The organism is Ornithinibacillus contaminans, assembly GCF_001038425.2.
Taxonomy (GTDB): Bacteria; Bacillota; Bacilli; order Bacillales; family Amphibacillaceae; genus Ornithinibacillus; species Ornithinibacillus contaminans.
Genome location: NZ_LDPV02000021.1, coordinates 37,667 through 62,445, shown reverse-complemented (window position 1 = coordinate 62,445; position 24,779 = coordinate 37,667). Strand labels below are relative to the sequence as shown.

The following is a 24,779-nucleotide window of genomic DNA, read 5'->3' as shown; positions in this document are numbered from 1 at the left end:
AAGTATCTTTTTTTAAGTTAGAACACGGACGATTACCGAGTTAATCTGATGTGTTTATTGGAATAGCTTTATCAATAAATCAGATACTATTATAGTTTCCACAGAGGCTAAAACAATTAGTTTAAAAATTTTCCAACTCTAATATTCATCATTACGGAAGCCCATTTCAAACAACTGACTTTGCTTATTACGCCAATCTTTTTGGACTTTTACCCAGAGCTCTAAATACACTTTGGAACCGAGTAATGCCTCGATATCCTTTCGAGCATTTTTACCGATATTTTTCAGCATGCTGCCTTGTTTTCCAATTAAAATACCTTTTTGTGAACTTCTCTCCGTTACAATGACCGCTTGAATAAAAATTGCATTCGATTCTCTCGTTTCAATATTTTCTAAAACGACAGCAATGGAATGTGGTACCTCTTCTCTCGTTAAATGAAGAACCTTTTCCCGTATTAATTCGGTAATAACAAATCGCTCTGGATGATCCGTTACTTGATCTGCTGGATAGAACTGTGGACCTTCTGGCAAATGTTCCTTTAGGACATCAACTAAATGATTCACATTATTACCAGCTAGTGCTGATATTGGAATGATTTCTTCAAAATCATATTTATCCTTATACTGCTCAATTAACGGAAACAGTTTGTCCGGATGTATTAAATCAATTTTATTAACCACTAGAAATACGGGACTTTTAACTTTTTCTAACCGGTCAATAATATATTGATCGCCGCGGCCATAGCCTTCATCCGCATTAATCATAAAGAGGACTGCATCCACTTCATTTAATGTGTTTTCAGCAATCTTAACCATAAAATCACCTAGACGATGCTTCGGTTTATGGATACCAGGTGTATCTATAAATATAAATTGAGCATCTGCTTGTGTTAATACGCCTTGTATTTTATTTCTTGTTGTTTGGGCTTTATCACTCATGATCGCAATCTTTTGACCAATTACTTTGTTCATGAACGTAGATTTACCTACATTTGGTCGACCGATAATCGCAATAAAACCAGATTTATAATTAGTTTCCATGTAATCCTCCAAGAAGTTCCTTTTTGATACTAGACCTGAATCTATGTTTGCTATATTATACTACAAATTCTTCCTAGTTTCATGTTATCGACAAAACCTGTAAAAAGATTATTTCCTTCGCTAAATACCGACGAAGGCATACCTTAAAACAAAAAAATGGGAAACAAGTATTTCAGCAAGATAAAACACGAACAATAATGCATTATACTCGCTTGGCGTCATATACAAGTTAGACTAGTACAGTGTTCGTTATTTAGCTTGCTCATTTTTCTTGTTTCCCAGCCCTTATTCACCATAGCTTTGGTAAAAAGATAATAAGACCGATAACGAGTGCAGTTATCGATGCGATTAACACCGCTGCCGCTGCAATATCTTTTATTTTTTTGGCTATCGGATGTCTCTCTGGCTTAACGTAATCAATGATTGCTTCAATAGCCGTATTCATGACCTCTGCCATTAAAACTAGACCAATTGCAAAGCAAACAGCCACCCATTCAATTGTTGATAGCTTAACAAGGATACCAGCAATCACTACAAGCAGCGTCGATAATGTATGTAGTCGGAAGTTTAATTCCGATTGAAATACCTCCCGCAACCCATTGATTGCATAAACGAAACCTATTCGTTTCTTTTTATCGTCCAAGATTATATTCCCCTAAGATATGTTCTTGCATTTCAAACATCTCTTTTTCGTCAGCTTTTGTCATATGATCGTATCCTAGTAAATGTAAAAAGCCATGGACGGCCAAAAAGCCTAGTTCTCTCTCAAAGGAATGATTATAATCTTCTGCTTGTTCCTTCGCCTTTTCTACTGAAATTATAATATCCCCTAATACAACCGGAACTTCTTGGCCAACGATTGCTAACTCTTCTTCTGTCGTTTCTTCTAGAGCAAAGGAAATTACATCGGTTGGCTTGTCTAAATTTCGATAGTCACGATTGATTACTTGAATCTCTTCATTATCGACGAATGTAATAGAAACCTCGGCATCTTCCGGTACATTTTCTTTCTTCCCAGCTAAGGTTATTAGCCCTTTTATTAACGCATAATAGCTTTCCGGCACAGATTCCGTATTATCATGGAAATCGATTTGCATTATTTTACCTCCTTATTCGGGTACTGAATTCTAGAATGAAAAATCCCTTTTAACGCTTCACAAATTGTTTGATGGACAATTTTCACCTCTTTGATTGTAAGCGGGCATTCATCAAGTTGTCCATCCATTAGCCTACTATTAACAATATTAGAGACGATTTCCTCAATCTTTTCCTCGGTAGGCTCATGTAAAGACCGAACCGCTGCCTCCACTGAATCGCAGATTGAAATAACGGCTGCTTCCTTCGTTTGTGGCTTCGGGCCAGGGTAGCGATAGTCTTCTTCTCTAGCTGCATTATTAGTTTCCTTTTCTTTCACATAAAAATACTGTAATAATGTTGTCCCGTGATGCTGCATCGCTACATCGATAATTTCCTTTGGCATTCGATGCTTCTTTAATAATTCAGCACCGTCATACGGATGTCTGATAATAATATCTGCACTTTGGGCTGGTGACATTACGTCATGCGGATTTTTAATTGACAACTGATTTTCAATGAAATAATGCGGGCGAACAGTTTTACCAATATCATGATAATAGGCGGCAACCCGAGCTAACAGACCATTGGCACCAATTGCATCACATGCTGTTTCACTTAAATTTGCCACCATAATCGAGTGATGATATGTACCAGGTGCCTCGGTTAATATTTTTTTTAATAATGGTTGATTAGGACTGGATAATTGTAATAGCTTAATATCGGACAGTATCCCTAATCCCGTCTCAAAGAAAGGCAATAATCCAATCGTAAGCACCGCTGACAAGAGGGCAGATGCGATACCAAATCCAGCTAAAATAACGACATCGCCTAACGAATATTTTTCAAAGGACAAGAATACAAATAAAAGAATAGTTAACATATTCACTACTGACATTCCAATCCCCGATCGAACAATTGCTAAACGATCTTTCACATTCATTAAAAAGACAATTGCAGCAAACTGCGAGAATAAGAAATAAATAACAGTTTCAATACTTAATGATCCTGGTATTTGACCATTGAATATAATACCACCTAAAATGGCATATAAAAATGCCAGCACAATTGCTAACCGTTCATCAATTAGTTGTTTAACAAGTAATACACCAGTTGCAACTGGCACAATAAAAAATAATTGATTCGCTTGGGTCGTAAATAAACTAATAACCTTCATTAATGAAATGACAAAAAAGCTAATGGCTATAATCGATACAATCTTGCGTTTGTCCAAGCGCTTCTGATTATCAATTTGATTCATCTCATAAGCAATAACAGCACCGATTAACATCACCAGTATACCGAGTCCAATAACAGGAAAAACATTTCTATCTTCATTTAATAAGCCTACCAACTCAAGCTTTTCATAGACTTCATTGGTAATGGTTTCACCCTCGCGAATGATAACCTCACCTGCACTAATCATCACTGGTTCAACATTACTAGCTGCCTGTTTACGTGCCTCGGCCGTCTTTTCCGAATCATAAAATGAGTTCTCAACTATCGCAAATTCAGACAACTCGGTAAGTGCCTCGATTAAGTTTTGATTTAATGTGGAGTATTTTATTTTCTCACGTACGTTCTCTACCGCACTATTGATATTCTCCGTCCTGACACCAATTTGATATTCCTCTTCAAGATAGGCTGTAAATATTTCTTTTCCTTCATCTCTATCTTCCTTTGGAACATCCATTAATCTTAAGAAAATACTATCCTCAACATTCTCGGTAATCGTATTGGATAATAACTGTTTAAATCGCTGCACCTTTTCTACATTGGTTAGTTGTAACGGTGCATCCGATGCGCCTTGTGCTCCTTCACTAGCAATTTCTGATTCTAGCTTGTCAATCGCTGTAAAAATTTCTTCCACATAGTCAATTTGTTCATCCGCTACATCAGTGGATATATCAAAGCGATCCTCTACAGCCTGAACCGCTTCTCTCGTTTTACGTACGGTTTCTTGCTCATTCTCTATCGTAATTGGGGAACGAATGGTTTGTCTAGCATTCGTTAATGGCTCAATATCATAAGTTTCCGTGTAGACATTATTAATCATCAAAACAAAAAAATACAGTGCTAATGCTAAAACAGGTAGTACTATTCTAATCCACTTCGACCTAATCTCTAAAAAAAAGCGTATTATATTTTTTACAGTATCCATTATCTCACCCTTTTAGCGTTTCATTATAAAGAAATAAGACCCGAACATCTTGGGTCTTATATTTCCTTGCGTTTTGTGTCTTTTTCATAAGCGTCAATAATTCGTTGCACAAGCGGATGTCGTACTACATCTGTTTGTGTAAGATGAATAAAGGCTATTCCCTTAATATCGGTTAATAATTTATCCGCTACTTGCAATCCAGATTTTACACCCTTAGGTAAATCCACTTGTGTTGAGTCACCAGTTATAACCATCTTAGAGCCAAATCCTAGGCGGGTCAAGAACATTTTCATTTGCTCTGGTGTTGTGTTTTGAGCTTCATCCAGTATCACAAAGGCATCATCTAATGTTCTACCACGCATATAAGCTAATGGAGCAATTTCAATCGTTTCTCTTTCAATTAAGCGCATGGTATGTTCAGCACCAAGAACATCATGTAACGCATCATATAATGGGCGTAGGTATGGATCTACTTTTTCCTTCAAATCACCTGGTAAAAAACCTAAGCTTTCCCCTGCCTCAACGGCTGGTCTTGTTAAGATAATACGTTTTACATGACCATTTTTAAGGGCTTGAACAGCTAACACAACTGCAAGATATGTCTTCCCAGTTCCAGCTGGTCCAATCCCAAAAACCAAATCATTTTCCCTAATGGCGGACACATAGCTTTTTTGCCCCAACGTTTTAATTTGAATTGCTTTCCCTTTTACATTTTTAGCAATGACATCTTCAAATAGTGTTTCAAATTGATTGATTTTACCCTCTTTGGCTAAATCTATTGCATACACAATATCCCGCTCGGCAATGGTAATTCCTTTGCGAACAACATGTAATAACGTTAAAAGCACATCTTGTACGATTGCAATATCCACATCAGTACCGGATACACTAACCTTTTCTCCACGTGTAACAATAGAGACGTTTAGTTTTTCTTCTATGTGTTTTAAATAGCGATCATTTGTTCCAAAAAGTTCTAGAGCTTCTTGTGGGCTTGTAAGCTCAATATCAATTGCGTTAAGATTTTCAGGCATATTCAATCTCCTTGAGTAATTGGTTGCGCTTTAGTAATATTTTCTTCAACTGTCATATATAAATATAATTTAACTTTACCATTCTCTTCGGATTCATGCAAAACTTTTTCCGAGGTTATCTTCGCCTCTGGACCAAGTTGTAGCTGAAGTTCTTCTCGAGCTTGTGCAATTCCAACTTGAACTGCTTCTTCCTTTGAACGATCAGTCTCATAGTACCTTTTCTCACTTAGCGTCATTTCGACCATATTAATTGGTAATTCCCACTTAAAGAACCTTATCGGAGTTTCCTTCAGATCGCGATGAATTTCCGTGAATTCTGGTGAACCAAATCCCCAGATTGGAAGTGTAACATTCTGAAATCCAAGATAGTATTTTTTTTCTTGATTCCCAGTTAGCAGCTCATAGTTTTGCTTCAGTGGAACGGTAACCTCCACCTCGTACCACGTACTTGCAATAACCTCACCTTCTGCTGCTACTAATACTCGGTTATCGTTTCGCTGTTCTTTATCTGTTGATTCACCATTCTCCATTCGGTATAAACTACCTGAAATTAGCAAGTCACCAGGTTTTACATAATCGTGGATTGCCACTCTCGGCACACCCTTTGACACATACATATTTTTAATGATTCCTTTTTTACTCGCTATTAAATTACGAGCACCTTCTTCCTTTTCTTCGTTAACGACTATTTTTTCAACACCTTCTAATTGAAAGCTTGTCCCTTTTTGTCGCACACCTACCCATAACAGCTCGGGTATATCTTCTGTAAGCTTACGTTGAATCGTACCTGGTGTATCCAATGTAAATATCCAAGCCCCTGGATGGACACCATATTCGGTTAATTGTGCTGTTATTTTCTTCTCTAATTCCTGCGGGAGGTCACCTTGTATTTCAACTTTCCAAATGATATTGGATAAAAACAAGATAAGTAAAATACTCATGATACAGGAAATTACGAGCTCCTTCCTCCTGACTAGATGAGTAAAAATAAATGGGTAGCCTCTTCTTTGCTGAAATGAAATTTTGTAATTCTTTTTACGTTTTAATTGTTTTAGTCGTTTTATATCTGCTAATTTAACATTTCCACTGCAAGAATTAGCACCTTCTCTTTTAATATCCCACACCGATAAACCATTGGTGACACATTCCTGAAAAAATAATTCAGGTTTATCACCTTTTACTAGTACTCTTACATACCCTTGGATAAATGATCCTTGTATCCGTTTCATTGAAATCCCCCTGGTTTTGTAAATATCAGGAATAAATCACCCAAATCTACTGCAACTGTATGGAAAGTTTATTTTGGTATAAACTTAACCTCTGTGATTTTACCTTCTAACAATATCTCCTCTGGTAACATCTGCTTTAAGACAAAGGAAGAACCTAATATTTGGATGTAGCCATTTGTCGTCTTAAGTGTTAACTCTTTATCTGTAAATACCGATAGTCCTTTATGATTTTCAATATACACATGTAGTTGTCCAATGATCGTCATTCTAGGAAGTTCCATGACAACGTCGGAAGGCAGTGCCAGATACTTTACTAGCCAAGGTCGTAATAGTTGTTGCAATTTCTTCACTGTGCAGCCCCCTCTCACATACATATTTATGAATAATCAAAACAGATAAGAACAATAAAAAACCCAAAAGCAGCTATTCCTGCTTTTGGGTTAATTAGTTAAACTATTCTATTTGCATAGTTATTTTATGCAATTACTTACACGTTACTATTTATTTTTTCGCTCCATTAATACATTACGATAAGGCTTTCTTGCTCTTGGTGGGCCAAGTACCTCAGACATAATGACACCATAAACAAATCCTTCACCACTTAGTCGTTTTTTCATTTGTCTTTTAAATTGTTCCTGGTTACCAGACCCAGATTCAGCGCCATGGTGTTTAATCTCATCCTGTATGACTGTACCAAGGGACAAATCTTTTCGATGAATGGTGCTTGCTTTAGCAACACTTGTATTCATACTGCTCGCCAATCGTTCTAATTGCTGCTTCTGCTCTTCTTCAACGGATACACTTGGTTTTATAGTTTCATAAGCCGGTGTCTGTCTCGTATTAGCTCTAGAAGGGGTACTGGTTGGATTTGTTCTTTGGGTAGTTTGTCTAGGCTTCGACGTTTGTGTTTCAGCTTTATTAGACTCTTCACCCTTTAACGCTTTATATATTCCAGCTATCGCAATTGCGATTAATGGTAAAAACTGTAATAATCCTTCCAAATTTATTCCCCCTTCCTATCGATGTTTTGTATTTCGTTACTTGTTTTCATCATTATTTTCTTTTGAAAGTTTACCAATGGAGTCACGCATATCTGTATCTGCATTGATATTTTCATAATTTAAGTAGTCCATAACGCCTAATTTCCCAGTTCGAAGTGCTTCTGCAAGTGCAAGTGGTACTTCTGCTTCTGCTTCCACAACTTTAGCGCGCATTTCTTGTACGCGGGCAACCATTTCTTGTTCTTGGGCAACAGCCATCGCGCGTCGTTCTTCCGCTTTCGCTTGTGCAATATTTTTATCTGCTTCAGCTTGATCGGTTTGTAAAATCGCTCCGATGTTCTTGCCGATATCAACATCTGCAATATCAATCGATAGAATTTCAAATGCTGTACCAGCATCCAGACCTTTCGACAGTACAGTATGTGAGATAGAATCCGGATTTTCTAATACCTTTGCATGAGTTTCAGAGCTACCAATTGTACTTACAACACCTTCACCTACACGGGCGATGATTGTTTCTTCACCAGCACCCCCAACAAGTCGATCAATGTTAGCACGTACTGTAATTCTAGCTAATGCCTTTACTTCGATTCCATCCATCGCAATACCAGCAATAAATGGTGTTTCGATTACTTTAGGATTAACACTCATTTGAACTGCTTCTAACACGTCACGGCCGGCTAGATCAATTGCAGCTGCACGTTCAAACGATAATTCAATGTTGGCACGATGTGCTGCGATTAATGCATTTACAACACGGTCCACATTACCACCAGCTAAATAGTGGCTTTCTAATTGATTCGTTTTTACATCAAGTCCTGCTTTATGCGATTTAATTAGCGGGTTAATTACACGATTTGGTACAACGCGACGTAAACGCATCCCCACTAATTGTAAAATCCCTACTCGAACACCAGCCGCTAATGCGCTGATCCATAGTGCCACAGGTATAAATGTAAACAAGATTGCAATTGCAATCAAAATTACCGCAATCAAAATTACTGGTAAAATTATACTTTGATCCATCATTTATTTCCTCCCTAAAAATAATTTATATTATAAGTTACTTGGTAACTTTATAATCCTCTTACAACTACTCGAACACCTTCAACCTTTACGACCTTAACCTTCGCATTAGCCGGAATGAAACTACCTTCTGAAATAACATCAATCCGCTCATTATTAATGACTGCCATACCTGATGGCCGTAATGCAGTTACTGTAATACCTTCCATTCCAATTAAATCGAGTCTATTTTCATTGGAAACATAGCCTAGTTCAGTAGTGGTTCGATCTCGCAATATAACATGTCTAAAAATCCCTTTATCTAAGCCAATTCTTCTAAACAAGATTACTGAAGCGATAATTGCGACTAAAAATGCAATGGCAATACTCATTGTCATATTACTAATGCTGGCACCTGACATAAACAAGGAGCCAATTACAGCACCAATTCCGATTACACCTAAAATACCACCAGGTATAAAGATTTCCGCTATGATTAATCCAATCCCGATTACTAATAAAATTATGGCTTCCATCCCTGCTAAGCCAGCTACAAAATGACCGTAAAAGAATAAGACAAGTGAAATTAAGCCAATTGATCCAGGAACACCAAAACCAGGAGAATATAGCTCAACTATTAGCCCGAGACTCGCTAGAGATAATAGTATTGGTACTACAATTGGATTGGTAATAAAACGGGCAACACTTTCTGCAAATGTTACTTCTTTTTCCACTACAGTTGCATTGGCTAACCCAAGTTCATACAGTAATTCCGTACGATCTGACACAATGCCTTCCGCATATCCAACCTGAACCGCTTCATTTGGTGTTAAGGTTAGAAAATCTCCCTCTTTTGCGTTCAACTCTGGTAAATCGATACTAGAATCCGCCATTGCAGCTGCGTATAGGGGATCTCTTCCATTTGACTCTGCGGCACTAGTCATCGCTTTTAACCAAGCTGATTGCGCCTTTTTATCTGCGGCCGTTCCATCTGAATTAATCACACCACTAGCACCCATCCTTGCTCTGGGCGTCATATAAATGGTATCTGTATGTAGTGCTATGTAGGAGCCCGCAGATAGTGCTTCACTAATAACAAATGAGGTGGTTGGTACCGTAAGATTAGAAATAATCGTTCCTATATTATCGGCAGCTTCTACACTACCGCCAGGAGTGTTAATTTCAAAGATGATATGGTCTGCCCCCTCCTCTATTGCTTCCCCAGTTGTTCGGGATAAGAAGGCCTCAAGTCCTCTTTCAACATCATCCTCTATTGGAATTACATAGACTAGTTTTCCACCACCATCACTGTCTGCTTGTACGACCAAATCATTATGTATACTTAAAAAGGATACGAAAATAATTAACATGGAAGTATAAACCGTCAGACGTTTCATCAATAACTATTACACCTCCTTTTCATAGTATTTATACGAATCACGAATTTATTAGGTTTCAAAAATTTGTTTTGATAAGGTATTCGCCTCTAAGTAAATAGTATCATATAAGCTGGACATAACATAGGGAAATAAGGAAGTTCTACACAATTTGCGTGTATGAAGAATAACTAGTTGGAGAAAATAAAAATCCTTGCCTAATGACAAGGATTTTCTTAAGGGTTCATTTAGTTCAAGAATTCTTGAACTAATTTATTAATTGTTGAGCCATCTGCCTTTCCTTTAACCTTAGGCATGATTGCACTCATTACTTTACCCATATCTTTTTTTGAAGATGCACCAGTTTCCTGAATCGTTTCTTGAACTATTGCCGAAAGCTCTTCATCTGAAAGCTGTTCAGGCATATATTCTTGAATAATTTTGATTTCCATTTCAAGTTTTTCAACAAGATCATCGCGTCCAGCTGATTTAAATTCTTGGAGGGAATCTTTTCTTTGCTTTAATTCTCTTGATAAAATTGATAAATCTTCGTCTTCCGATAATTCACTTTTACCAAGCTTTATCGATTCGTTCTGTAATGAAGCTTTAACCATGCGAATAACGCTAAGTTTTTCCTTATCCTTATTCTTCATTGCTTGCTTCATATCATTGTTCAACTGAGTCAATAATGACAACTTCTTACACCTTCTTTAGAATTTACGCTTTCTAGCAGCTTCAGATTTCTTTTTACGACGAACGCTAGGTTTTTCATAGTGTTCACGCTTGCGATATTCTTGTAGTGTACCACTTTTTGACACACTACGCTTAAAGCGACGAAGAGCATCCTCAAGAGACTCGTTTTTACGAACGCGAGTTGTATTTGACATGCTAATTTCCCTCCCTCCGAAGCATAAAACAGATTCTATCGGCATCCTATATTACATGCCTTTTGTAATTATAATATATACCTATTCATCGGTCAACTCATTATTTCGAACGTTTTTTAATTAGTAGTCAGAAGTTCCCTTGTTTCCATTAACGATATCGACTCCAGCACTTGCGCCAATCCGTGTTGCACCAGCATTTATCATCGCTTCTGCAGACGCTAAATCACGAACTCCTCCAGAAGCCTTAACGCCCATATCAGGGCCAACTGTTTTCCGCATTAACGTGATATCAGCTACTGTTGCGCCACCACCAGAAAAACCTGTAGAAGTTTTCACAAAATCAGCGCCTACTTCTTTTGCTAGCTGACATGCTCTCACCTTTTCATCTTCTGTAAGTAGTGATGTTTCGATGATTACTTTCGTAAGTGCTTTTCCTTTAGCAGCTTCAACAACTGCTTGGATATCTTGTTTCACAAATGCATCATTATTAGCTTTAAGCTCACCAATATTAATGACCATATCCACTTCAGTTGCACCATCACTAATAGCTTGCTTCGTTTCGAAAACCTTAGTAGCAGTTGATGTTGCCCCTAACGGAAAACCAATTACCGTACATACCTTTACATTGGTATCTTTTAAATAATCATAGCAAAATGGAACCCAATGTGGATTCACACAAACAGAAGCAAATTCATATTCTTTAGCTTCCTTCACAATTTGTAAAATAGTCTCTTTTGTTGTCTCAGGTTTAAGCACAGTATGATCAATATAGCTTGCAATATCGTTTATCATGTATCATTACATCCCTTCTTAAGTTGTACGTACCTCTTCGTATAATAGCATTTATTACATAAAAAAGCTATTCCCATTAGCGGAAAGATTATTCGTTTGATATAAAATTTTTATTGGTTAGAGTGTAATGGTCAGTAATCCATAAAAAAACCTAGTCTCATCGACTAGGCATTTGCTTTCATTTTTGCATGGGTCGCATTATCCATAACACGAACGAAAATACCTTCGTTGTAAGGGTAACCCGATTTAGTTATTTTCACGCGTACAATCTTTCCTATCATATCCTGGCTACCTTCGAATTTCACCTTGAGGTAATTATCAGTGTACCCTACAAGCATGTTAGGATTTTCTTCATCAAGTACACTTTCTTCCGGAATGACCTCTAGCACCTCATCCTGATAGCGTAACGCATATTCCTTAGCAAGTTCTTCTGATAAATCAATTATTTGTTGAACACGTTCGTTCTTCACGTCCTCATCCACTTGATCTTCCATTCGAGCGGCAGGAGTACCTGTTCTACGTGAGAACGGAAATACATGAAGCTCTGCATAACCAACTTTTTTAATAAAGTTATAGGTTTCCATATATTCTTCTTCCGTCTCTCCAGGGAATCCAACAATGACATCCGATGTGATCGCTAAGTCTGGTAATGCTTGGCGGATTTTTTCAACCTTTTCATAATAATAATCGGTTAGATATTTTCTACGCATACGAGCTAATACAGTATCAGAACCAGATTGTAACGGAATATGTAAGTGTCGTACTATTTTCTCCGATTCATCTAATACTTGAATGACTTCATCCGTTATTTGGCTAGCTTCGATTGAAGAAATACGAATACGTTCTATGCCTATCACCTTTGCTTCTAAATCCCGTAAAAGCTTCGCAAAATTATAATCGGTTAAATCCTCTCCATAACCAGCAGTATGAATACCAGTTAGTACGATTTCTTTATAACCCGCATCCACAAGACGTTGTGCTTGAACAATAACGCTTTCAGGATCTCTTGAACGTAGTAATCCTCTCGACCAAGGAATGATACAGAACGTACAGAAATTATTACAGCCCTCTTGGATTTTTAAAGAGGCACGGGTTCTATCCGTAAATTCAGGTACATCCATTTCCTCAAACACACGATTTTTCATAATGTTTGATACACCGTTAATGGGCTCTCTTGTTTTCTTATGTTCTTCAATGTAGCGAATCATATTTTTTCGATCCTGTGTACCGACAACAATATCGACTCCTGGAATCTCTAAAATTTCTCCTGGAGATGTCTGGGCATAACAACCTGTAACACACACAATCGCTTCTGGATTCTTTCGCACAGCACGACGAATAATTTGTCTGCTTTTCTTATCTCCAGAATTAGTTACCGTACATGTGTTAATCACATATACATCAGAATCATGGTCAAAATCAACTCGCTCATAGCCCTGATCCATAAACATGCGCCAGATTCCTTCTGTTTCGTAATGATTCACTTTGCATCCTAATGTATGAAATGCTACTGTTGGCATGTTTGTCCCCCCAATTCTTCCATTTGATATGATATACTTGCTAGCGCATACAATGCGGCTGTTTCTGTTCGAAGTATTCTTGGACCTAATCGAACAGGAGTGAAACCATTCTTCTTTAATGTCTCAACTTCTTGGTTAGAAAAACCACCTTCAGGACCTATGCAAATAAGGACATGTTCACCCTCTTGCAAATTGCTTACCATTGTAGCAAAGGAATGGTATGAAGACGTTTTCGCCTCTTCCTCATAAGCTACTAATTTTACTTGATAGGTCTCTCCAATCGTTACTAATTCAGCCAGTGTCATCGCTGGTTTCACTTCAGGAATTCGATTGCGGTGACTTTGCTCACTTGCTTCCTTTACGATTTTAGTATAGCGACTTAATTTCTTTTCTGCTTTTTTTGCGTCCCATTTCACAACAGATCTAGCAGCCTGAAAAGGAATAAAAGCACTAGCACCTAACTCGGTTCCCTTTTGTAGGATTAAATCCATTTTATCCCCTTTAGGTAGCCCCTGAGCAATGGTTACAAATACCGGTAGCTCCGCTTGTTGGTCAAGCCATTCGATTACAGTAGCCGTTACAGAAGAATCGCCTATTTCTGTTAGTTTACAGACTGCAGCTTGACCAGTAGGTTGATTACAAATAATAGTATCCCCAATTTGCATACGCATTACCCTTGTAATGTGATGAAAATCATCTCCAGTAATATGGACGTTATCCTGATTCCAGCTCGTGTTAGGAATAAAATATCGTTGCATCTATTCACCTACTTTCTTGCTACAACGGAAACCCAATCATCCAAAACATTGACTTCCACTATTTCAAATCCTTGTTCTTCTAACTGGTCCAATACCATTTGCTTTTTAGCTTGAATAATTCCTGATGTAATAAAATAACCACCATCACGCAAATTGTTCCATGCATCATCAATAAACCGCACAATAATTTCTGCTAGAATATTGGAGACAATGACATCAGCCTGAACAGACACATGATTTAGTAGATTATTTTGCTTGGTTATAATTCTTTCGTTTACATGGTTAATTTTAGCATTTATTTGTGTACTCTTGACAGCAATTTCATCTAAATCATAGGCAAATACTTCTTTTGCACCTAATAAAGCTGAAGCGATACTTAATACACCGGAACCACAACCAACATCGATTACCAAATCATCCTTCTCAATATACCTCTCTAGTGCTTGTATACTAAGAACTGTTGTTGGATGTGTCCCGGTTCCAAATGCCATACCAGGATCCAATTCAATAATAAGTTCGTCCTCTGAAGTAGGAGTGTAGTCTTCCCAAGTTGGTGTGATCGTAATTTTTTCAGAAATTTGTACAGGCTTATAATATTTTTTCCATGCTGTCGCCCAGTCCTCTTCATGCACCTCGCTCAAGGTGATTTCGTTTAAACCGAGATCAATGTCAAAAGCAACTAAATTATTAATAGCCTGTTTAATTTCCTCTACAGTTTCACCTAAGAAGCTATTTAAGGGTAAGTAAGCCTTAATATAGACGCCTTCTTTCGGATAATCATCTGCATTCAATTCAAATATTTCTCCATACATTTGCTCTTTATCAATTACTAAATCTAGCGGATCTTCGATTACGACACCGCTTGCGCCAGTTTCGTGCAAAATATTTGAAATCGGCTCAATTGCTTCGTTCGTTGTATGGATACAAATTTCTGACCATTTCAAAGGACTCACTCTTTTCTTTCTTTAATTGGATAGATAGCTGTTATTAAGTAAAAAAGGAATTATGTGTGCATGGTAAAAATATTTATTTTCTACTTTTCCTTGCCACATTGTAGCATACAGGTGCGTTTATTCCCCTTTAAAAGCTCGTTTGAAGCGTTGGAACAGTGAATCTTCTTGTTCTTCTGTCGCTTCATTTCCTGCGATTTCATTAAATTCTCGTAATAGCTCTTTTTGTCGGTCTGTTATATTTGTTGGTGTGACGACACGAACCTTAATATGCTGATCACCATTTCCATATCCTCTAACGTTCGGTGCACCTTTTCCTTTTAAGCGGAATGTTTTACCTGTTTGTGTACCAGCAGGCACTTTTAGTTTTACCTTTCCATGTACAGTCGGTACTTCTACCTCATCACCAAGCGCTGCTTGGGCAAATGTTAACGGTAGTTCACAGAAAATATGATCGCCTTCACGAGTAAAGAAATCATGGTTCCTTACTTGAATTACGACATATAAATCTCCTGCTGGACCACCATTTTTTCCAGGCTCCCCTTTTCCAGATACACGAATTTGTTGACCATCGTCAATACCGGCTGGGATATTAATGTGGATTTTTTTGTTTTTCTTTACAGAACCTTTTCCATTACAGGTAGCACATTTCTCTTTGATCAGCTTTCCTGTACCATTACAATAATGGCAAGCTCTACGATTTACTACTCTTCCAAACGGTGTATTTTGTTCGGTATTTAATTGACCGCTACCATGACAATGTGAACATGTCTCTGGTTTTGTCCCTGGCTTCGCTCCAGAACCATGGCATGTACCACACTCCTCGTCTTTAGGGATTGTGATATCAGTCTCTTTACCAAATATTGCTTCTTCAAAATATAGTATTAACGTATATTGTAAATCAGCACCTTGCTGAGGCGCATTTGGATCGCGTCTACGTCCTCCGCCCCCACCAAAGAACATATCAAATATATCACCGAATCCACCAAAGTCCTGCGCTCCGCCAAAGCCACCAAATCCTTGATTTCCAGCTGCATGACCGAACTGATCGTATTGCGCACGCTTTTGATCATTGGATAGTGTTTCATATGCTTCTTTCGCTTCCTTGAATTTGTCCGCTGCATCTGGCTCTTTGTTTACGTCAGGGTGGTACTGTCTCGCTAATTTACGATAAGCCTTTTTAATCTCTTCTTTCGATGAGCCTTTATCAACACCTAAAACTTCATAATAATCTCGTTTTGACACTTACATCACTCTCCCGATCACAATTACATATAAATTGAGGCGTATTCCCTCCAAGTGTTAGCCGATCTATACCGTGTCACTAACGCTTCTACACACTACTTTTTTTCTCATTAGTATAAATTCCCTCTACCTTGCAATAAAAACTATCATACCATTAGAAAGTTTTCCGTGGCAAATGGATTAAAAACAGCTTCGTGAAAAAAAGTCAAAGCCAAGAAGGTCCTGACTTTGACTTTTGTTTTCACTAAACGTTTATTTACTTACTTTTTATCCTCGTCATCGACTTCCTGATAATCAGCATCCACTACATCGTCTGCATTTTCTTGACCAGCTTCACCTTGTGCTTCTTGGTTTTGCTGTGCCATTTGCTCATATAGCTTTACAGATAGCTGTTGTACTTGTTCTTGTAGCGCATCTTTTTTCGTTCTAATTTGTTCGATATCATTGGATTCTAACGCAGCCTTCAATTCTTCTTTAGCAGCTTCTGCTTTTTGTTTTTCCTCTTCAGAAACTTTATCTGCTAAATCTTTGATTGTTTTATCTGTTGTAAAGATTAATTGGTCTGCTTCATTACGAAGTTCAACCTCTTCACGACGTTTCTTATCGGCTTCAGCGTTTTCTTCCGCTTCACGTACCATTTTTTCTACTTCTTCATCTGATAGACCAGAGGAAGATTTGATGGTAATCGATTGTTCTTTATTGGTACCCATATCCTTCGCACGCACATTTACAATACCATTGGCATCAATATCGAAGGTAACCTCAATTTGTGGAACACCTCTTGGTGCTGGCGGGATATCAGTTAATTGGAAACGACCAAGTGTTTTATTATCTGCAGCCATTTCACGTTCACCTTGTAGGACATGGATATCTACCGCTGTTTGGTTATCAGCAGCTGTAGAGAACACTTGTGAATGACTAGTTGGAATAGTTGTATTGCGTTCAATTAATTTTGTAAATACTGATCCCATTGTTTCGATACCTAATGAAAGTGGTGTAACGTCAAGTAATACAACATCTTTTACATCACCCTGTAGGACACCACCTTGGATAGCAGCACCAAGCGCTACTACTTCATCCGGGTTGACACCTTTAGAAGGATCTTTACCTATTTCTCGTTTGATTGCTTCTTGTACAGCAGGAATACGTGTAGATCCACCAACAAGAATTACTTTATCAATATCATTTGCTGTTAAATCAGCATCACGTAATGCTTTACGTGTAGGAACCATCGTACGCTCAACTAAACCTGCAGATAATTCTTCAAACTTAGCGCGTGTCATATTCATTTCTAAATGTAGTGGTCCTGCTTCTCCAGCAGTGATAAATGGTAGTGAAACTTGTGTTTGTGATACACCAGAAAGGTCTTTCTTCGCTTTTTCAGCAGCATCCTTCAGACGTTGCATTGCCATTTTATCTTTGGAAAGATCAATACCATTTTCTTTTTTGAATTCTTGAACTAAGTAATCGATAATCACTTCATCAAAGTCATCTCCACCTAGGCGGTTGTCCCCCGCAGTTGCAATAACTTCAAAAGTACCATCGCCAATATCAAGAATCGATACGTCAAACGTACCGCCACCTAAGTCATAAACTAAAATCGTTTGATCTTGGTCACTTTTCTCAATACCATACGCTAATGCAGCTGCTGTTGGTTCGTTTATGATACGCTCCACTTCTAGCCCAGCAATTTTACCAGCATCTTTTGTTGCTTGACGTTCTGCATCATTAAAGTATGCAGGAACTGTAATAACAGCTTTTTCTACTTTTTCACCAATATAGTCTTCTGCATATGATTTCAAATACTGAAGAATAATAGCGGAAACTTCTTGAGGTGTGTAATCTTTATCTTCCACATTAACCTTATAATCTGTTCCCATATGACGTTTAATAGAAAGAATTGTATTTGGGTTTGTTATGGCTTGACGTTTAGCAACTTCTCCTACTTGTCTTTCACCATTCTTAAATGCGACAGCAGATGGTGTTGTACGATTTCCTTCTGGGTTAGGTATAACTACCGCTTCCCCACCTTCCATTACTGCAACACATGAATTTGTTGTTCCTAAGTCAATTCCAATGATTTTACTCATAGCTATTTCCTCCTTGATTGCTTACTTCAACTTTTATTTATTTACTTTAACCATAGCTGGTCGAATAACGCGATCCTTTAATACATAACCTTTTTGTAATTCTTCCACTACTGTGTTTGATTCCATTTCGTCGTCCTCAACCTGCATAACAGCCTGGTGAAGATTCGGATCAAATGGTTTACCAACAGTTTCAATCTCTCCAACACCTTGTGATACTAGTGCGTCTTTTAGCTGTCGATAGACCATGGATAGACCATCCAGTAATCCTTTATTAGCGTCCGTTACTTCTACATTCATGGCACGCTCAAAATTATCAATCGCAGGGAGAAGTTCCGTTACGAAGTCCTGTGCCTTATATTTTCGATCTGCTTCTTTTTCTTTTTGGGTACGCTTTTTAAAATTATCAAATTCAGCTTGTGTTCTTAGTAAACGCTGATAAATCTCGTCCTTTTCCTGCGTTACACGCGCTAATTCTTGCGCCGTGTTGTCAGTAGCTTCTGTTTCTTCTTCATTTGTTACTTCATCTTCAACTACATTCTGATCGTCTACTTTCACATCAGTAGCTTCTGTTACATTCTCTTCTGCAACCTCAGTTGAATTTTTTTCTTCCAAACTAGGCACCTCCAAAATTGCTCAGCAAAGTGTTTTTTAAAATTTACTTGCCGTTGTTTTTATACCATAGGTACAATGCATCTGTCATTTCATTTGATAGGGCATTTAATAATGTGATTACTTTACGATATTCCATTCTTGTTGGTCCGAGTAGTGCAATCGTACCCATCTGGTCATTACCTAAACTGTATGAAGCGGTAATCAGACTAAAATCTTTAATCGCATCTATCTCGTTTTCAGTTCCAATTGTTACCTTGATCCCGCGTTGAGGTGATTTTAAAAGATTAACCACTTGATCCTCGTTTTCCATCATTCGATAAAAGGATCTAATCTTATTGATATCATTAAATTCTGGTTGCATTAGTAGATTTGTTCTTCCACCAATATATAATTTAACTGGTTGCTCATTAAAGAAAGCAGAGGCAAGATATTCGTAGGATTTTTCAAAATCCTGAACATACATTTTCATTAAATTAATAACCTCAGAATTTAACACTTCTGGCAATCTGGCAAGGGAAACACCTTTCAATCGATCATTTAGGATATTTACCATTTTTTCTAAGTCCATGGAACTTATCTCAGCTGGAATTGTAAAGGAACGATGTTCAACATGCCCAGATTCGGTCACCAGAATCGCAACAGCGGTATGATCAGATATTGAAACAATTTGAAGCTGTTTCACCTTCGTTTCGAAAACCTCTGGCCCCAATATAATGGACGTATAACTCGTTAAATCAGATAGCACCTCAGCAGACTTTTGAACAAGCTTTTCAAAATCAATAAATTCCCCCTGAATTAAATCGCGGATTATATTTAGGTTGCTCTTTTCCATTGTTGGTGCAATTACATGATCGACATAGTAGCGATATCCCTTTTCTGAAGGTACTCGCCCAGATGAAGAATGGGTTTTTTCAATGTAACCCATTTCTTCTAAATCAGCCATCACATTGCGAATGGTGGCAGCACTATAGGAAATTTGATCTTTTTTTGAAATAACACGCGAGCCAACTGGGTGAGCTGATTCAATAAAGTCATCGATAATAACTTGCAAAATCAGTAGTTGCCTATCTGTCAACATAATAAATCACCCCTGTTAGCACTCTCATTACCCGAGTGCTAATTCTACTAATAAATTATCAAATCCTTATTTTTTTGTCAATTGACTTGCTTTAAATCCTGCTCATCTAAAAGAAAATTCTCAAACACTTCGTTTCCAAACAACACACCTTGGTCCGTCAAATAGATTGTCTCTTCTCCGTCCACTAACCAGCCCTTTTGAACCAGTGCTTTAATCTTTTGTTCATATAATTTCTCATGTGAAAAGCCAAACTTAGCTTTAAATTGTTTTTTACTGACACCACTTAGTTTACGCAATCCTAAAAATAATTCTTCCTCAATTCTTTCTTTTAATCCAATTGATTCTACTTTTAAAACCGGATTACCGTCAACCATCGCTTGTTTAATGTACGCTGGTAATGGTCGAATATTTTGGGTTCGTTTTCCAGGCAAATAGCCGCTTGCACCCGCACCAAAACCATAGTAATAATCATTATTCCAATAGGTTAAATTATGGTTGCTTTCAAATCCCGGTTTTGCAAAATTACTTATTTCATACTGAACCAAACCATTCTCGTTCATTTTTGATTTAAGTATTTCATACATTTGTACTTCTTCCTCTTGAGCCGGTCGATGTAATTGGCCTTTTTTATAGCGATTATAGAACATGGTTTTCGGCTCTATTTGTAACGAATAAGAGGAGTAATGTGGTAGTTGGAATGACAACGCCTCTGTTACCGTACGTTCAAATTGTGCGGCGGTTTGATTCGGTAAAGAATAGATTAAATCAATGCTAATATTCGCTAGATGCTGTTGGTTTAATAAATCAACCGTTTTGTATACATCTGCAACACGGTGTACTCTACCAAGCTCTTGTAGCATAACATCGTCAAATACTTGAACACCGAGAGAGACTCTATTTACGCCATAATCTTTTAAGAGCTTTGCCTTAGCCTCATCAAAATCTCCAGGATTAGCCTCTATCGTGAATTCCTTACAGTTTGCTACATCAAATTTTTGATTCACTAGTTTAAGTAAGGCTTCCAATTGGTTATGATTTAGCGCCGTTGGTGTTCCGCCACCAATATAGATTGTATTAACGTAATTTTTTTCGCCACTAACTTGAACATTAATTTCATTCGATAGCGCCTCAATATATTTTGTAGCTGATTGTTCATCGTAAAAAAACTTTGTAAAATCACAGTAGTGACAAATTTGCTGACAGAACGGGATGTGGATATAGACAGACTGGATAGACATTTCGTTTCACCTTCCTCAAGTAGTACGTGGCTTAAAAAGAAAAGGAAAACCTTTTGACAAAGTTCTCCTGTTCCCTTCATCTATTCATCATTCATTTTTAACACGGCCATAAATGCTTCTTGTGGGACTTCTACAGATCCCACCATCTTCATACGCTTCTTACCTTCTTTTTGCTTCTCTAATAATTTACGTTTACGCGAGATATCCCCACCATAACATTTTGCTAGTACATTTTTACGCATGGCTTTAATGGTAGATCGTGCAACAATCTTATTCCCGATTGCTGCTTGTATCGGTACCTCGAATTGTTGTCTTGGAATAAGTTCTCGAAGTTTTTCAACAATCTGTTTCCCACGATCATACGCAAAATCACGATGTACGATAAATGATAACGCATCAATCGTCTCACCATTTAGTAAAATATCCATTTTCACTAGCTTAGACGTACGGTAACCAATTAATTCATAATCAAAGGAAGCATAGCCCTTTGTATTGGATTTCAATTGATCAAAGAAATCATAAACGATCTCCGAAAGAGGAATATGATAAATTACATTGACACGGATATCATCTAAATATTCCATGTCAATGAATTGCCCTCTCTTTTTCTGTGATATTTCCATTACTGCTCCAACATATTCATTTGGAACCATAATCGTTGCCTTAACATAAGGCTCTCTGATTTCTTGAATCACTTGCGGATCAGGCATAACAGATGGATTATCGATAGAAATAAGTTCGCCATCTGTTTTTTCAACCTCGTATATAACACTTGGTGCGGTTGTAATTAAATCAATATTAAACTCCCGCTCAATACGCTCTTGAATTATCTCCATATGGAGTAGACCTAAGAATCCACAACGGAAGCCAAACCCTAACGCCTGTGATGTCTCTGCTTCATATTGTAATGCAGAATCATTTAATTCCAACCGCTCTAATGCCTCACGTAAGTCATTGTAGCGACTAGCATCAACTGGATATAGCCCACAATAAACCATCGGATTCATCCGACGGTAACCTGGAAGTGGTTCAGCTGCTGGGTTTGCGGCTAAGGTTATTGTATCCCCTACACGTGTATCACTCACATTTTTAATGGAAGCCGTTAAGTATCCTACATCTCCTACAGTTAGCTCCTGTTTCGGAACTTGCTTCGGTGTGAATACCCCTACTTCATTTACTTCAAATTCTTTTCCAGTAGCCATCATTTTGATACGATCGCCAACCTTAACAGAACCTTCTTTCACACATACATAAGCTACTACACCACGATAGGAATCGTATAACGAATCAAAGATAAGTGCTTTTAATGGCTCTTCTGGGTTTCCAACAGGTGCTGGAATTGCTTCTGTAATCCGCTCCAATATATCCTCGATCCCTATATTAGCCTTCGCTGAAGCTAATATTACATCATCCGGATCAATTCCAATAACATCTTGAAGTTCTTGTTTTACACGGTCTGGATCAGCACTTGGTAAATCAATCTTATTAATTACCGGGATAATTTCCAGTTCATTATCAAGAGCAAGATATACATTGGCCAGTGTCTGCGCCTCAATTCCCTGTGCTGCGTCAACAACAAGGATAGCTCCTTCACATGCCGCAAGACTTCTAGATACCTCATATGTAAAATCAACATGTCCAGGAGTATCAATTAAATGGAATATAAATTCCTCGCCACTTTTACTTGTGTACTGTAATTGGACCGCATTCAATTTAATTGTAATCCCGCGTTCTCTTTCTAAATCCATCGCATCGAGAATCTGTTCTTTCATTTCACGTTTTGTAACGGTTTGTGTATTTTCTAAAATACGGTCTGCCAATGTTGACTTCCCGTGGTCGATATGCGCGATAATTGAAAAATTTCGTACATTAGCCTGTTTTCTTGCCATACGTGCTGTTCACTCCTACCTGCCTTTTACCAATTGATAAAAGTACAAATTTTCCGTACTATTACTATTTTTATTATTTCGGTTGATTGCTAGGATGATTATAGCAATTGCGCCCTTTAGTTTCAAGAAGGAGTTATTGCTAGAAGAAAAAAGCCACTACCAAAGTAGTGACTCCTTTCCGATGATCTTAGATAAATAACTGTGAGATTTGATACATGATTTCAACGACAATATCATAAAACCCCTTTACAATTACTTCAATAAAGGATGCTGTCTTCTGGCTAAGATGATCCTGATTCATTTGTGATAACTCCTGTGCTACTGTCTCACTATCAACTATTTCTGTATCTTGGTTTTCTGACTGAGCTGTTTGGGAAATTCCTGATGATACGTCAACGGTCTCTTCTGCGATTTCTGCTGGAGGACCAGTTTGTTCAGAACGATCTATACCAACGATGGTTCCTATTAGAAAACAAACCACAAGCAATAATAATACTGAGAAAAATTTAAACACAACTGAACCCTCCTTTAGTCCGCATTGACCTTTTCGGCTTCCCAATAAAATTCACTAAATACCTCTGCTAACGCATCTGCTGACCGATATAATTCATCGAAATTATTATCCACGCCACCAATTTCAATTAGAACAGCATTATCATGTAAATCTTGGTTGAAAACACCATTTGTTCCCGGTCCTTTTTTTGGTGGTAATACCCCTCTACTTAAACCTGGATATTTTTCTTCCATGATATAATGTAGTTTAGTAGCCAATTCTAGGTTCTTTTCATATCCTTCATACTCTCCACCAATGACGAAAGCCACTTTTGCATATGAAACCCCGTCTATTTCTTTAGTTGTTTCTTTTCTCCCTAACGAATCCCGGTGAATATCAAAGACATACTGTATATCTTTATTCGTTGCAAAAGCTTCTTCCACACTGTCTCTTATTGCCGCATAAGATTGTGTATAATCCAAGCTTTGCTCATCTAATATTTTCATTGTGTCTGCATCACTAACAACTGTTCCAATCCCGTTGTTTCGTAATGTTTTGGCCAGTCGATCACTAACCATCGTGACATTCACTTCATTATGCTGAGCTAAATCTGGATTCGTGACCCCTGGTAAATGCGGTAGAAAGGACTCATAATTATGTGTATTGTAAATGTATACGACATTCTTTTCCCCTGTTGTCGGTCCATTATCATCTGGTTCTTCCGAATTATCTTCTTCTGGATCTTCATCGATTATCGCATCTCGATCACGTAATACATCCTCTAATGGTGGGGTAGATTCTACAGGGAGATTCGTGTAGTTCGTTCCTTCACCAGCAATAAATATTTCACTATCATATATCGAAAATCCTGGTAATTCATTACCGAGTAAGCTTCTTGGATCATTCGGTTTAATACTCGTTGCAATCTGCAACAAGGAAGCACTTAGTCCTGGCAATTCGGTATCCTCTGGTAATCCTTCGTAAAACGCCCTGTTTTCCATCCCTAACAGATAAACAAAGCTAGTTCCTTCCATACCACTTGTCCAATTAGTGATGGTATGGGAAGAAATCCGAAGTGTCGGAGAGATTGTTGTAAAGAAACCGATTAATCCAAACAAAAGCGTTATGATTACCATATAGATAAAACTTTTTTGAACTATTAAATAGAATGGTGATTTAGGTGTAACTCCATTCCTTCGTAGCATGCTTGTTCACCCTTTTTAAGTTTGTCTATAGTAAAATCTATGACGAAACATAAAAAGGTAGAACCAATACTCTCATAATTAACAAGATTTAATAGAGTTATGCA

Annotated in this window: 24 protein-coding genes; all 24 read right to left on the bottom strand. The window is 37.7% G+C overall.

Annotation, left to right across the window (positions count from 1 at the left end):
* Positions 1-138: 138 nt before the first annotated feature.
* Complete coding sequence (gene era, locus JF53_RS05025) at positions 139-1,041, bottom strand: GTPase Era (protein ID WP_047981464.1); 903 nt, start codon at positions 1,039-1,041, stop codon at positions 139-141.
* A 289-nt stretch (positions 1,042-1,330) separates the two neighbouring features.
* Positions 1,331-1,684 carry a diacylglycerol kinase family protein gene (locus tag JF53_RS05020; protein WP_047981463.1) on the bottom strand — a complete coding sequence of 118 codons (354 nt, stop codon included), beginning with the start codon at positions 1,682-1,684 and terminating at the stop codon, positions 1,331-1,333.
* Positions 1,674-2,138, bottom strand: a complete 465-nt coding sequence (ybeY, locus tag JF53_RS05015; protein WP_047981462.1) for an rRNA maturation RNase YbeY — start codon at positions 2,136-2,138, stop codon at positions 1,674-1,676. The genes JF53_RS05020 and ybeY overlap by 11 nt, the downstream gene beginning before the upstream one ends.
* On the bottom strand, positions 2,138-4,276 hold the full coding sequence (locus JF53_RS05010) for an HD family phosphohydrolase (protein WP_047981461.1): 2,139 nt from the start codon (positions 4,274-4,276) through the stop codon (positions 2,138-2,140). The genes ybeY and JF53_RS05010 overlap by 1 nt, the downstream gene beginning before the upstream one ends.
* Positions 4,277-4,332: 56 nt before the next feature.
* Positions 4,333-5,307 carry a PhoH family protein gene (locus JF53_RS05005; RefSeq protein ID WP_047981460.1) on the bottom strand — a complete coding sequence of 325 codons (975 nt, stop codon included), beginning with the start codon at positions 5,305-5,307 and terminating at the stop codon, positions 4,333-4,335.
* Between the two features lie 2 nt (positions 5,308-5,309).
* Positions 5,310-6,536, bottom strand: coding sequence for a sporulation protein YqfD (yqfD, locus tag JF53_RS05000; protein ID WP_047981459.1), 1,227 nt, complete (start codon positions 6,534-6,536; stop codon positions 5,310-5,312).
* Positions 6,537-6,604: 68 nt separating this feature from the next.
* Positions 6,605-6,886: a sporulation protein YqfC gene (gene yqfC / locus JF53_RS04995; RefSeq protein ID WP_047981458.1), complete on the bottom strand. Its 282-nt coding sequence runs from the start codon at positions 6,884-6,886 to the stop codon at positions 6,605-6,607.
* A 147-nt stretch (positions 6,887-7,033) separates the two neighbouring features.
* Positions 7,034-7,537, bottom strand: coding sequence for a hypothetical protein (locus JF53_RS04990; RefSeq protein WP_047981457.1), 504 nt, complete (start codon positions 7,535-7,537; stop codon positions 7,034-7,036).
* Positions 7,538-7,573: 36 nt separating this feature from the next.
* Entirely contained in the window at positions 7,574-8,563 is a 990-nt protein-coding gene (gene floA / locus JF53_RS04985; protein ID WP_047981486.1) for a flotillin-like protein FloA, read from the bottom strand.
* A 50-nt stretch (positions 8,564-8,613) separates the two neighbouring features.
* Positions 8,614-9,939: an NfeD family protein gene (locus tag JF53_RS04980; protein WP_047981456.1), complete on the bottom strand. Its 1,326-nt coding sequence runs from the start codon at positions 9,937-9,939 to the stop codon at positions 8,614-8,616.
* Positions 9,940-10,166: 227 nt separating this feature from the next.
* The gene (locus JF53_RS04975; RefSeq protein ID WP_047981455.1) at positions 10,167-10,613 is read right to left on the bottom strand and encodes a GatB/YqeY domain-containing protein; all 447 of its coding nucleotides are present in this window, start codon (positions 10,611-10,613) and stop codon (positions 10,167-10,169) included.
* 15 nt (positions 10,614-10,628) lie between these two features.
* Positions 10,629-10,805: a 30S ribosomal protein S21 gene (gene rpsU / locus JF53_RS04970; RefSeq protein WP_019377991.1), complete on the bottom strand. Its 177-nt coding sequence runs from the start codon at positions 10,803-10,805 to the stop codon at positions 10,629-10,631.
* 120 nt (positions 10,806-10,925) lie between these two features.
* Positions 10,926-11,597, bottom strand: coding sequence for a deoxyribose-phosphate aldolase (deoC, locus tag JF53_RS04965; RefSeq protein ID WP_047981454.1), 672 nt, complete (start codon positions 11,595-11,597; stop codon positions 10,926-10,928).
* A 164-nt stretch (positions 11,598-11,761) separates the two neighbouring features.
* Positions 11,762-13,117, bottom strand: a complete 1,356-nt coding sequence (gene mtaB / locus JF53_RS04960) for a tRNA (N(6)-L-threonylcarbamoyladenosine(37)-C(2))-methylthiotransferase MtaB (RefSeq protein ID WP_047981453.1) — start codon at positions 13,115-13,117, stop codon at positions 11,762-11,764.
* Positions 13,105-13,875 carry a 16S rRNA (uracil(1498)-N(3))-methyltransferase gene (locus JF53_RS04955; RefSeq protein ID WP_047981452.1) on the bottom strand — a complete coding sequence of 257 codons (771 nt, stop codon included), beginning with the start codon at positions 13,873-13,875 and terminating at the stop codon, positions 13,105-13,107. Before JF53_RS04955 ends, mtaB begins: the two co-directional genes overlap by 13 nt.
* Positions 13,876-13,883: 8 nt before the next feature.
* A complete protein-coding gene (gene prmA / locus JF53_RS04950) occupies positions 13,884-14,819 on the bottom strand; it encodes a 50S ribosomal protein L11 methyltransferase (RefSeq protein WP_047981451.1) in 936 nt (311 codons plus the stop codon).
* A gap of 126 nt (positions 14,820-14,945) precedes the next feature.
* Positions 14,946-16,070 carry a molecular chaperone DnaJ gene (dnaJ, locus tag JF53_RS04945; RefSeq protein ID WP_047981450.1) on the bottom strand — a complete coding sequence of 375 codons (1,125 nt, stop codon included), beginning with the start codon at positions 16,068-16,070 and terminating at the stop codon, positions 14,946-14,948.
* 260 nt (positions 16,071-16,330) lie between these two features.
* Entirely contained in the window at positions 16,331-18,160 is a 1,830-nt protein-coding gene (dnaK, locus tag JF53_RS04940; RefSeq protein ID WP_047981449.1) for a molecular chaperone DnaK, read from the bottom strand.
* Positions 18,161-18,193: 33 nt separating this feature from the next.
* The gene (gene grpE / locus JF53_RS04935; protein ID WP_047981448.1) at positions 18,194-18,772 is read right to left on the bottom strand and encodes a nucleotide exchange factor GrpE; all 579 of its coding nucleotides are present in this window, start codon (positions 18,770-18,772) and stop codon (positions 18,194-18,196) included.
* A gap of 43 nt (positions 18,773-18,815) precedes the next feature.
* Entirely contained in the window at positions 18,816-19,850 is a 1,035-nt protein-coding gene (gene hrcA, locus JF53_RS04930; protein ID WP_047981447.1) for a heat-inducible transcriptional repressor HrcA, read from the bottom strand.
* A gap of 77 nt (positions 19,851-19,927) precedes the next feature.
* The gene (gene hemW / locus JF53_RS04925) at positions 19,928-21,088 is read right to left on the bottom strand and encodes a radical SAM family heme chaperone HemW (RefSeq protein ID WP_047981446.1); all 1,161 of its coding nucleotides are present in this window, start codon (positions 21,086-21,088) and stop codon (positions 19,928-19,930) included.
* 80 nt (positions 21,089-21,168) lie between these two features.
* A complete protein-coding gene (lepA, locus tag JF53_RS04920) occupies positions 21,169-22,977 on the bottom strand; it encodes a translation elongation factor 4 (RefSeq protein WP_047981445.1) in 1,809 nt (602 codons plus the stop codon).
* Positions 22,978-23,164: 187 nt separating this feature from the next.
* Positions 23,165-23,491 (bottom strand): hypothetical protein, encoded by a 327-nt coding sequence (locus JF53_RS04915; protein WP_047981444.1) that lies wholly within the window; start codon positions 23,489-23,491, stop codon positions 23,165-23,167.
* A 14-nt stretch (positions 23,492-23,505) separates the two neighbouring features.
* Positions 23,506-24,675, bottom strand: a complete 1,170-nt coding sequence (gene spoIIP, locus JF53_RS04910; protein ID WP_053071918.1) for a stage II sporulation protein P — start codon at positions 24,673-24,675, stop codon at positions 23,506-23,508.
* Positions 24,676-24,779: the final 104 nt, after the last annotated feature.

Coding starts and splice junctions, on each gene's coding strand:
- ybeY (WP_047981462.1), bottom strand. CDS start 2,138: ATGCAAATCGATTTCCATGATAATACGGAATCTGTGCCGGAAAGCTAT.
- era (WP_047981464.1), bottom strand. CDS start 1,041: ATGGAAACTAATTATAAATCTGGTTTTATTGCGATTATCGGTCGACCA.
- lepA (WP_047981445.1), bottom strand. CDS start 22,977: ATGGCAAGAAAACAGGCTAATGTACGAAATTTTTCAATTATCGCGCAT.
- spoIIP (WP_053071918.1), bottom strand. CDS start 24,675: ATGCTACGAAGGAATGGAGTTACACCTAAATCACCATTCTATTTAATA.
- JF53_RS04980 (WP_047981456.1), bottom strand. CDS start 9,939: ATGAAACGTCTGACGGTTTATACTTCCATGTTAATTATTTTCGTATCC.
- hemW (WP_047981446.1), bottom strand. CDS start 21,088: ATGTCTATCCAGTCTGTCTATATCCACATCCCGTTCTGTCAGCAAATT.
- dnaK (WP_047981449.1), bottom strand. CDS start 18,160: ATGAGTAAAATCATTGGAATTGACTTAGGAACAACAAATTCATGTGTT.
- rpsU (WP_019377991.1), bottom strand. CDS start 10,805: ATGTCAAATACAACTCGCGTTCGTAAAAACGAGTCTCTTGAGGATGCT.
- JF53_RS05010 (WP_047981461.1), bottom strand. CDS start 4,276: ATGGATACTGTAAAAAATATAATACGCTTTTTTTTAGAGATTAGGTCG.
- JF53_RS05005 (WP_047981460.1), bottom strand. CDS start 5,307: ATGCCTGAAAATCTTAACGCAATTGATATTGAGCTTACAAGCCCACAA.
- hrcA (WP_047981447.1), bottom strand. CDS start 19,850: ATGTTGACAGATAGGCAACTACTGATTTTGCAAGTTATTATCGATGAC.
- mtaB (WP_047981453.1), bottom strand. CDS start 13,117: ATGCCAACAGTAGCATTTCATACATTAGGATGCAAAGTGAATCATTAC.
- floA (WP_047981486.1), bottom strand. CDS start 8,563: ATGGATCAAAGTATAATTTTACCAGTAATTTTGATTGCGGTAATTTTG.
- JF53_RS04955 (WP_047981452.1), bottom strand. CDS start 13,875: ATGCAACGATATTTTATTCCTAACACGAGCTGGAATCAGGATAACGTC.
- yqfD (WP_047981459.1), bottom strand. CDS start 6,536: ATGAAACGGATACAAGGATCATTTATCCAAGGGTATGTAAGAGTACTA.
- deoC (WP_047981454.1), bottom strand. CDS start 11,597: ATGATAAACGATATTGCAAGCTATATTGATCATACTGTGCTTAAACCT.